General features: G+C 72.9%; 8 protein-coding genes and 1 pseudogene. 2 read left to right on the forward strand and 7 right to left on the reverse strand.

Annotated elements, in window-relative coordinates; all coding sequences use genetic code 11:
• Positions 1 to 400: 400 nt before the first annotated feature.
• From Apa02nite_RS01730 to Apa02nite_RS01755, 6 genes are all read right to left on the reverse strand, one after another.
• Entirely contained in the window at positions 401 to 2,125 is a 1,725-nt protein-coding gene (locus tag Apa02nite_RS01730; RefSeq protein WP_203823505.1) for an ABC transporter ATP-binding protein, read from the reverse strand.
• On the reverse strand, positions 2,122 to 3,720 hold the full coding sequence (locus Apa02nite_RS01735) for an ABC transporter transmembrane domain-containing protein (RefSeq protein WP_239164050.1): 1,599 nt from the start codon (positions 3,718 to 3,720) through the stop codon (positions 2,122 to 2,124). Before Apa02nite_RS01735 ends, Apa02nite_RS01730 begins: the two co-directional genes overlap by 4 nt.
• A 112-nt stretch (positions 3,721 to 3,832) precedes the next feature.
• Positions 3,833 to 4,360, reverse strand: coding sequence for a GNAT family N-acetyltransferase (locus Apa02nite_RS01740; protein WP_203823507.1), 528 nt, complete (start codon positions 4,358 to 4,360; stop codon positions 3,833 to 3,835).
• Positions 4,361 to 4,375: 15 nt separating this feature from the next.
• Positions 4,376 to 5,023 carry a DUF6882 domain-containing protein gene (locus Apa02nite_RS01745; protein WP_203823508.1) on the reverse strand — a complete coding sequence of 216 codons (648 nt, stop codon included), beginning with the start codon at positions 5,021 to 5,023 and terminating at the stop codon, positions 4,376 to 4,378.
• Between the two features lie 9 nt (positions 5,024 to 5,032).
• Positions 5,033 to 6,394 (reverse strand): pyridoxal phosphate-dependent decarboxylase family protein, encoded by a 1,362-nt coding sequence (locus Apa02nite_RS01750; protein ID WP_203823509.1) that lies wholly within the window; start codon positions 6,392 to 6,394, stop codon positions 5,033 to 5,035.
• 63 nt (positions 6,395 to 6,457) lie between these two features.
• Complete coding sequence (locus tag Apa02nite_RS01755) at positions 6,458 to 6,892, reverse strand: hypothetical protein (protein ID WP_239164049.1); 435 nt, start codon at positions 6,890 to 6,892, stop codon at positions 6,458 to 6,460.
• A gap of 101 nt (positions 6,893 to 6,993) precedes the next feature.
• Here Apa02nite_RS01755 and Apa02nite_RS01760 point away from each other — a divergent pair, with 101 nt between their 5' ends.
• Together Apa02nite_RS01760 and Apa02nite_RS01765 are read left to right on the forward strand one after the other, a co-directional pair.
• Positions 6,994 to 7,677: a response regulator transcription factor gene (locus Apa02nite_RS01760; RefSeq protein ID WP_067697964.1), complete on the forward strand. Its 684-nt coding sequence runs from the start codon at positions 6,994 to 6,996 to the stop codon at positions 7,675 to 7,677.
• Positions 7,674 to 8,924: a HAMP domain-containing sensor histidine kinase gene (locus tag Apa02nite_RS01765; RefSeq protein WP_203823510.1), complete on the forward strand. Its 1,251-nt coding sequence runs from the start codon at positions 7,674 to 7,676 to the stop codon at positions 8,922 to 8,924. Before Apa02nite_RS01760 ends, Apa02nite_RS01765 begins: the two co-directional genes overlap by 4 nt.
• Before the next feature lie 435 nt (positions 8,925 to 9,359).
• On the opposite strand, the pseudogene Apa02nite_RS01770 reads toward Apa02nite_RS01765, so the two are convergent.
• Positions 9,360 to 9,544, reverse strand: a pseudogene (locus Apa02nite_RS01770) (hypothetical protein); the annotation flags it as partial.

The raw sequence follows: 9,544 nt of genomic DNA on the forward strand, positions 1-9,544 counted from the left end.
CTCGAGGGTGGTGAGGCACCCCTGGGAGCCAGCCGAACCCTCGCGGCTGGTGCTGAGGGTTGTCTCCGGCCACTTGAGACACCCCCTCACCACCAGCCGAAACCTCCCGGCTGGCCCCCAGGGGTGCCACAAGCCCGCGGACACACCCCCCACGACCAGCCAGAGCCCGGAAGCGCGGCCGAGTCCCGCCCGTGAGGCCGACGCAAGACCGCAGCCCGCCCATGGGCCCCGGCTGGCTCCCGGGGGTGCCTCACCACCCCGGAGACACCCCTGGGAGCCAGCCGAGGCCGCGCCGGGGCGCGTGGCGGTCCGGGGTGGGCAGTCACGTCGCGGTGGCCTCATGGGCGGGACTCGGCTCGTAGCCTGCGGGCGGCCGCCCGGTATGCGTACCGGAAAGGTCTTAACGCAGTTGATCGGCTCGGTGCCAGGAGCGCCACAGGGCCGCATAGGAACCGCCGGCCGCGAGCAGCTCGTCGTGCGTGCCCAGTTCGATGATGCGGCCGTCGTCCATCACGGCGACCCGGTCGGCGTCGTGGGCGGTCTGCAGGCGGTGCGCGATCGCGATCACCGTGCGGCCGTGCAGCACCGCCGCGAGGGCGCGTTCGGCGTCGCGGGCCGCGGTCGGGTCGAGCAGCGCGGTCGCCTCGTCCAGGATGACCGTGTGCGGGCCGGCCAGCAGCACCCGGGCCAGCGCGAGCTGCTGGGCCTGCGCGCCGTCGAGCGGGTGCGCGCCGAGGTCGCGGTCCAGATCCGACGCCCAGTCCGCGCCGACCGTGGCCAGGGCGCGCCGCAGCTCGTCGTCGGGGGCGGGCACCATCAGGTTGTCCCGGACCGTCTCGCGGAACACGTGGTGCTCCTGGGTCACCAGGACGACCTGGCGGCGCAGCAACTCCGGTGGCAGGTCGGCGATCGGCGCCCCGCCCGCGGTGACCGTGCCGGCGGTGGGCCGGTCGACGCCGGCGAGCAGGCGGCCCAGGGTGGACTTGCCGGCGCCGGAGAGACCGACGATGGCCAGGCGCTCCCCTGGTCGTACCGTCAAGAAGACGTCGTGCAGAACGTCGCGGCCGCCGTCGTAGGCGAAGCGGACCCCGCGGACCTCGATCCGGTCGTCGGCCGGCGTGGCCGCGGACGGTGCCGGCGAGTCGGCCAGCGCCGCGCCGAGCCCCTCGACCCGGGCGAACGACGCGCTCGCCGCCTGCAGCTGCTCGATCCGGATCAGCAGCGTGTCCAGCGGGTTCACCAGCTGCCGCAGGTAGAGCACGGCCGCGCCGACGGTGCCGAGGCTCACCCGGTGATCGATGTAGAGCATCCCGCCGAGCAACAGGATCAACACCACCGGCACCGCGTACGACGTCTCCGCGAGCGGAAAGAACACACTCCGCAGTCCGAGAGTGATCAGCCGGGTACGACGGGTGTCGGCAATCGCCGCGTGCCCCGCCGCCAGCCGCCGGTCGGCCAGCCCGAACGCCTCCACGGTCCGCGCCCCGGACGTGGTCGCGGAGAGCTCCTCGGCCAGCCACGAGTTCGCGTCACCCTCGCGCAGGTACGCGTCCCGCGCCCGCCGCAGGTACCACCGGGTGACGAACCAGATGCCGGACAGCCCGAGCACCCCGACCACGCCCAGCAGCGGGTCGAGCACCACCACGGCGATCATGATGAACACCATCTCGACCAGGCCGATCAGGATCCGGGGCAGTACGTCGCGCAGCGTGGTGGCGACCGCGTCCACGTCGGTGGTGCCGCGCGCGGCGATGTCACCGTCCGGCACCCGTTCCACCACGGCGGCGGGCAGGGCCAGCGCGCGGCGCAGGAACGTCTCGCGGATCCGGGCCGAGGTGCGTTCCCCGAACCGGTACGCGAGCGCGAGCGCATAGCGGGACAGCAACGTCTGTGCGAGCGCGAAACCCAGCACCGCCAGCGCCAGCCGGTCGACCGCGGCCACCCCACCGCCGGTGGACACCGTGTCGATCACCCGGCCGAGCAGCCACGGCCCGCCCAGCCCGGCGATCGCGGCGAGCGAGTTCAGCAGGATCATCGCGGCCACCGAGCGCCGGTCCGCGGCGAGCAGCCGCAGCGCGGCCCGGATGACCAGGCGCTGGTCGGCGGCCGGCAGTCGGTTGCTCATGCGTCGTCTCCGAACACTCGGGTGACCAGGGCGCGGTAGCCGGGCTCGGCGGTGAGCAGCTCACGGTGCGTGCCGGTGGCGGCGACCCGCCCGCCGACCAGGAAGTGCACCGTGTCGGCGCGGTCCAGTAGCACCGGCGAGGTGGTCGCCACCACGGTGCCGCGGCCGGCCCGCGCCCGGGACAGTCGTTCGGCGATGGCCGACTCGGTGTGCGCGTCGACCGCCGAGGTGGGTTCGGCGAGCAGCAGCATCTCCGGGTCGGCGTGCACGGCGCGGGCCAGCCGGAGCCGCTGCCGCTGGCCGCCGGAGAGGTTGCGCCCGCCCCACTCGACCGGTCGTGCCAGGTCGTGGGCCACGTCGTGGGCCACCGCGGTGTCGATCGCGGCGCGGACCAGGTCGTCGTCCGGGTCGTGCCGGCCGGCCACCACCTCGCGCAGCGGGCCGGCGAACAGGTCGGCGTCGTTCTCGGCGACCAGGATGCGCTCCCGGACCACGTCGCGGGCCAGCTCGGACAGCCGGTGGTCGCCCCAGGTGGCCGGGGCGGGGGTGTATCGCCCGAGGCGGTCGAGCACCTCGGCGGCGTCGGCCGGGCGGGCGCCGGCCAGCGCGGTCAGCCGGCCGGGCTCGGCGGTCACCCCGGACTCCGGGTCGTGCAGCGGGGCCGGTCCGGGTGGTCCGGCCGCGCCGGCGGGGTCGTCGGCGGGGAGGTTCAGGAAACCGATCACGCGCCGGGCGGCGACCAGGCCGTACGTCAGATCGAACCCGCAGAAGATCAGCACGCTGACCGGGATGACCAGCATCGCGGTGTAGCCGTAGACCGCGACCAGCTCACCCACGGTGATCTCGCCGGCCGCCGCCATCCGCGCGGCCACCCAGATGACCACGGCCAGGAACACCATCGGCAGGCCGTCGCCGAGCGCGCCGATCCAGCTGGACGGGCGGCCCACCCGGTAGCCCAGGTCACGCAGCCGGCCGGACTCGCGCACGTAGCGGGCCAGGTGGGTGTCGCTGCCGCCGAGCCCGCTGAGCACCCGCAGCCCACCGACCACGTCGACCAGCCGGGCGTTGAGTTCACCCTGCCGTTCCCGGTAGTGCGAGCCGGACCGCTGGGTGCGCCGCAGCAGCGGCCCGACGACCAGGCCGAGCGCAGGCACGCCGATCACCACGACCAGCGCGAGCGACGGCGCGGTGCGGTAGAGCAGGGTGGCGATCACCGAGCAGGCCAGGATCGAGGCCACGCCGACGCCGCCGACGTTCATGGCCCGGCCGATCAGCCACACGTCGGAGATGCCGATGGTGACCACCTCGCCCGCGGTGACCCGGCGGGGCAGGGCCGCGCCGAGCTCGGTGGCGTGGGTCAGCACCTGGTCGGCGGTGCGCAGCGCGGCGGCGATCCGCAGTTTGGTCATGCTGCGATGGCGCATGATGCCGAGCCCGGCGCCGGTCAGGCCCATCCCGAGAACGGCGAGCGACCAGGCGATCAGCGGGCCGGTACGGCGCGGGCTCAGGCCGTGGTCGATGGCCTGCGAGATCAGGTACGGCATCGCGGCCAGGCTGACGAACCACAGGGATCCGAACAGCGCGCCGAGCGCCACCCGGCCCTTGATCTGTCGTGCCAGCCACCACAGGTAACGCCCGGGTCCGCTCTCCACACCCGACATCCTGCCGAGTTCGGGTATGGCGCCGATACCGATTTATCCGGCTTGTTTAGTTCAGCAGGCGTCGCATCCGGAGGCTGCGGATGTGGTCGTCGGTGCGCGACAGGGGTGCCTGGACCGTCTCCATCGGCTGGAAGCCGCGCGAGCGGTAGAACCCGATCCCGGCCGCGTCACCGAGGAACACCGAGACCCACATCTGGGTGCCGCCGGACGACCGGATCATCTCGGTCACCCGGTCCAGCAGCAGGGTGCCCAGGCCGCGGCCGCGCTCCCGCGGGTCCAGATAGATCAGGTGCAGCTCGCCGACCCCCGGCGCGGTCAGGCCGCCACCGGAGACGCCGACCAGCCGGCCGCCCTCCTCGGCGACCTGGTACCCGAACCAGCCCGGCAGTGCTGCCCGCACCTGCCGGGTGACCCGCGCCTCGCCGAAATACTCCGCGACGGTCCGCTCGATGTAGCCGGGCGGCAGCAGCTCCTGGTAGGCGGCCTGATAGGAGGAGACGCAGATCTCAGCGATCCGGGTCGCCTCCTCGCCGGTCGCGGAACGGGCTTCAGCGGTCAACGATGTTTCGGGCACGCGGCCAAGGGTAGATCAGGGCCTGATCTGACCACTCAGCTTGATCAGCCGTCCCAGTTCGTCGAAGTCCACCCGCATCTCGGTGCCACCCGGGTGCAGGCCGATGACCAGGTCATCCCGGCTCTCCACCCGCCAGCCCTGCTGCTCGAGGAACGCGGTGGTCATCGCGTGATGAGCGACCGGGTACGCCTGGATCACCTCGCCCAGCACGGTGAACGCGCGCTCCGGGCCGACCGGCTGCTCGGGCACCCCCTCCAGGTGGAAGAAGACCGCGCCGCCGTCGTACGGGCCGCGGTAGTAGCAGCGGCCGGTCAGTCCGGAAGTGATCAGGGCGAGCTGGTGCCCGTCGGCCTGGTCGAGCGGGAACGACGGCTCGGTCAGCTCGGCGATCCCGTGCTCGGCGCCGAACGCGCGCACCCCGTCGGCCAGCGTGACCAGCTCCCGGGGCAGGCCGCTCTGCGGGTTGGCCCAGGCCCACAGCCAGCTGCCGTCGGTGTGACTCTCGGTGCCGAGCAGCTGGACCGGGAAGCGCAGGTCCTCACCGAACGTCACCAGGCCGGTGCTCAGGTCGAGCTCCCAGTCGCGCGCGCCGATCAGGTCGGCGAGCGCGAGCTGGCGGGCGTGTGCGGTGGCGACGTGCTGCGTCAGCAGATCGGAGAACATCGCGGCAGTCTAAGTGAGCAGATCGCGGAGCACCGTGATGACGCGGTCCGCGTCGGACTCCTGCGTCCGCCAGTTCGAGAACGCCGCACGCAGGGCCGGGACTCCCTGATAGACGGTCGGCGTCAGGAACGCCTCGCCGGAGGAGGCGACGGCCGCCAGGAGGGCGGGCACGTCACGGTCAACCCCGAAACACACCACGTTCAGACGTACGGGGGAAAGCAGCCGTGCCCCGGGAATCTCCGCGAGCCGGTCGCCCAGCCGGCGTGCCGCGGCGATGTTCCGGATGACGATCTCGCGGTGACCCTCCGCGCCGTACGCAGCGAGCGAGAACCAGGCGGCCAGCGCGCGCAGCCGGCGGGAGTTCTCCGGGGTCAGATGGAACAGGTCCGGGTCACCGCTCGGCAGGGTGAGGTAGGCGGCCGTGTTCTGGAAGACGCTGACCTGCAGGTCCCGGCGTCGGGTGAACTGCACCGCGGCGTCGTAGGGGACGTTGAGCCACTTGTGCAGGTCCACGCAGATCGAGTCGGCGAGGTCCAGCCCGGCGAGCAGCTCCGCGTGCTCCGGCGAGAGCGCCGCGAACGCACCGAACGCCGCGTCGACGTGCAGCCAGAACGCGTACTTGCTCTTGAGCGCCGCGATCGCCCGCAGGTCGTCGAAGTCGACGGTGTTGACCGTGCCGGCGTTGGCCACCACGATCGCCGGCCCCTTCCTCAGCTCCTCCTCCAGCGCCGCGACGTCGACGGCTTCCCGATCGGCCAGCAACCGGACTGTCCGAAGCTGATCACGGCCGACGCCGAGCATGGCGAGCGCCTTGTAGATGCTGGAGTGCGGCGCTCCGGACAGCACCGCGATGTCGCCGAGCGCGCCGACGCCCTGCCGGGACACGCTGACACCGCGCTGCTCGCCCAGCCACTCCCGGCCGATCGCCAGGCCGACCGTGTTCGACATGGTCGCGCCGGTCACGAACGTGCCGGTGTGCGCGTCGCTCAGGCCGAACAGCTCGCGCAGCCAGGCGACCGTCTCCCGTTCCAGGTCGACCGCGGACGAGTCCTGCCGGGTCACCGCGTTCTGGTCGAACGTGCCGGTCAGCCAGTCGCCGATCAGCGCGGCCGGCGTCGCCCCGCCGGTGACGAAGCCCAGGTAGCGGGGGCCCGCGCTGCCGGAGAAGCCGGGCGCCCAGCGGTCCTGGAACTCCACGAGGGCTCCGGACGCGCCGGCGCCGGTCACCGGCAGCGGAGCCGGTGCGACCTCCGGCGCCGGGACCGCGACGGGGCGGTCCGGCAGGCCGTCCAGCACGGTGGCGGCGTAGTCGCGGGCGGCGGTCAGCAGATCCGGCAGACCGGTCAGGTCAGCGGCGAGGCGAGAGTCCACCAGGGCACGGTAGGCAGGGTGCGGCGGGGGTGTCGCGGTCCAGTTCACCAGGCCTGGCCTGCTTCAACTCTCCCCGCGCTCACGGATCTGCGGGGTTCCGGCCGCACAGGTCAACTGCACCTTTATCCGTACGTGGTTGTCACGCAGACCGCGGAACTCGCCTTCGCGGGCCGACTGCTCGTGCACCTCGTAGCCCTGTGCCGGCGCCATCGAGGTGATCTTGTCGCAGTCGGCGACGACCGTCCCGCCCCGGGTCGGGAACGACCGCGCCGTGGTCCCTTTCCCCTGCGCGGCCGTCGGGCTCTCCGCGGCGGCCGTCGGCGCTGTGGACACGCTCCCCAGCTCCTGCTCGACCTGGGCCTCACTCACCGACTCACCGGCCCGGGTCGTCAGCCCGGTCCCCACCAGTCCGATACCGACCACGCCGACGAGCACGGCGAGCACCGCCGCGACCAACCATCCCGCGACGATCACCACGCGCTGCCCGTTCCTGCTCACCGGCCCACTATGCGCCCGGCCAGGACAAGGCAGGCCCAGGACATGGCTAAGGGACGGTTAAGAACGCCCGTCACCGCCGGTCCAGCCGTTACCGTGCAGCCGTGGCACGACTGTTGTTGATCGAGGACGATCCGGCTATCCGGAACACCCTGCTGCGCGCCCTGCGGGAGCGTGGACACGCGGTGGCCGCGTCGCCGGCCGCGATGGACGGCTTGCAGACCGCGCTCGCCGAACGCCCCGACCTGATCGTCCTGGACCTGGGACTTCCCGACCTCGACGGGCGGGAACTGCTCCGGATGCTGCGCGCGGTGAGCCGGATCCCGGTCATCATCGCGACCGCGCGGGACGAGGAGACCGAGATGGTACGACTGCTCGACGCCGGAGCCGACGACTACGTGGTGAAGCCGTTCACCGCCGCGCAGCTGGACGCGCGGATCCGTGCGGTGCTGCGCCGCGGCGGTGCCGTCGAGACGGCCGACCCGGTGCTGACGGTCGGCGGGCTGCGGATCGACCCGGGCGGCCGGGCGGTCACCCTGGACGGCGCGACGGTCGAACTCACCCCGCGCGAGTTCGACCTGCTGCACCACCTGGCGACCCGGGCCGGGCAGGTGGTCACCAAACGGGAGCTGCTCAGCGAGGTCTGGCAGGTGCCGTACGGCGGGGCGGACAAGACCGTCGACGTGCACCTGTCCTGGCTGCGCCGCAAGCTCGGCGAGACCGCGCAGGAGCCGCGGTACCTGCACACCGTCCGCGGGGTCGGGGTCAAGCTGAGCGAGCCGGCGTGAGGGCCCGGCTGACCCTGCTGGTCGCGGCGACCACGGTCCTGGTGCTGCTGGCGTTCCTGGTGCCGATCGCGCTGCTGCTGCGCCAGGTCGCCGAGAACCAGGCCCTGAGCCGCGCCGACGACGTGATCCGGACCATCGTGCCGCTGGCCGGCGGGGACGAGGCGACGCTGCGCCTGGCGGTGACCGCGCAGGAGGTTCCGGTCACGGTCTTCCTCCCGAACGGCGCCGTGATCGGCGCCCCGGCCGCGCCCACCCCCGCCGTCCGGCTGGCCGCCGCCCGCGGGCGTGCCCTGACCGTGGCCACCGAAGCCGGCCGCGAGCTGGTGGTGCCGGTGGTCGGCGCCTCCGGCCGCAGCGTGGTCCGCACGGTTGTCACCTCGGCCGAGCTGACCCGCGGCGTCAGCCGCTCGTGGCTCACCCTGGCCGCCCTGGGCATCGCGCTGCTGCTGCTCGGACTGCTGGTCGCCGACCGTCTGGCCCGCACCATCACCGCCCCGATCACCCAGCTCAGCGACGTCTCCCACCGCCTGGCCGGCGCCGAACTGACCGCCCGCGCACAGCCCTCCGGCCCCCCGGAACTCCGTGAGGTCGCCGGCGCCCTCAACCACCTGGCCACCCGCATCCAGGACCTCCTCGCCGCCGAACGCGAACGTGTCGCCGACCTCTCCCACCGCCTGCGCACCCCGCTCACCGCCCTGCGCCTGGAAGCCGAGTCCCTTCGCGACCCGGACGAGTCCTCCCGCATCTCCGCCGCCGCCGACGGCGTAGCCCGCGCCGTCACCGCGGTGATCCAGCAAACCCGCCGCGCCTCGGCCGCCTCCGCGTCCGCCACCCCACCCGTCTGCGACGCGACCGCGGTGGTCACCGACCGGGTCGCCTTCTGGCGCGTGCTGGCCGAGGACACCGGCCGCCCGGTGACCCAGTCCCTCCCGGACACCCCCGTCCCGGTAGCGGTAGCAGCCGACGACCTGGCCGCAGCCTTGGACGCCCTGCTGGGAAACGTCTTCGCCCACACCCCGGACGAAACCCCGTTCACCGTCACCCTGACCCCGCGCCCGTCCGGAGGCGCCCTGCTCACCGTCGCCGACAAGGGCCCAGGCTTCCCCCCGGCCGCATCCCAGCGAGGCACGTCAGGCGCCAACTCAACGGGCCTGGGCCTGGACATCGCCCGCCAGATATCCACCACCGCCACGACCGGCGGTGGCCCCGACGGCGCGGTGGTCACCCTGGAAATCCCCGGCCCATAACCCACCTCCACACCCGGATAGCCCGCAGCACCAGGTTGGCCCACGCGGCTGCGGCTGCGGCTGCGGCTGCGGCTGCGGCTGATCATCCCGGGTGGGCGGCACTGCGCGAGGCCGGGAACTGTCACCGTGGATTTGGCGTGGCCGTTCAGCGTGTCGGCGCCGCAGGCCCCAGGCACGATGACGTTCATGCTCGCGACGGAATTCATCACGAGCAGCCGAATAATGCCGCGACGCGGTCCGGTCACGCATTCCTGCGATCTCGGTCCGCCCAAACAATGACAGCTGCCGCATGCACATATTCTTTCGAACCCGCAAGCCCCGCCGTCAGCATTCGATCATGCCAACCCGAACTTCCGCAGAAAACCATAAACCTCGATGCAGCGGCCCCCATGACGTCGGTGCCGCAACCAGAAGATCACGAAAACCACACCTGCTTCACGCCGCTTTTGACGGCGCAAGGTCCAGCGCCAGGGCCCGCACCGCGTCGGCCAGGCCGCGCTCGACGAGCACCGGCGGGTTGATCCCGCGGCCCAGCAGGCGCAGCTCCTCGAGCGCGGCTCGCGACGAGGCCCGCGTCGCGCACCCGCCGGCCGAGGAGGGCGCGCACGTCCGGGCCGAGG

Source organism: Actinoplanes palleronii (assembly GCF_016862315.1).
GTDB lineage: Bacteria > Actinomycetota > Actinomycetes > Mycobacteriales > Micromonosporaceae > Actinoplanes > Actinoplanes palleronii.

What these genes read in the sequence shown, in the direction of transcription:
- Apa02nite_RS01730 (WP_203823505.1), bottom strand. Translation starts at nt 2,125, where the DNA reads ATGAGCAACCGACTGCCGGCCGCCGACCAGCGCCTGGTCATCCGGGCC.
- Apa02nite_RS01745 (WP_203823508.1), bottom strand. Translation starts at nt 5,023, where the DNA reads ATGTTCTCCGATCTGCTGACGCAGCACGTCGCCACCGCACACGCCCGC.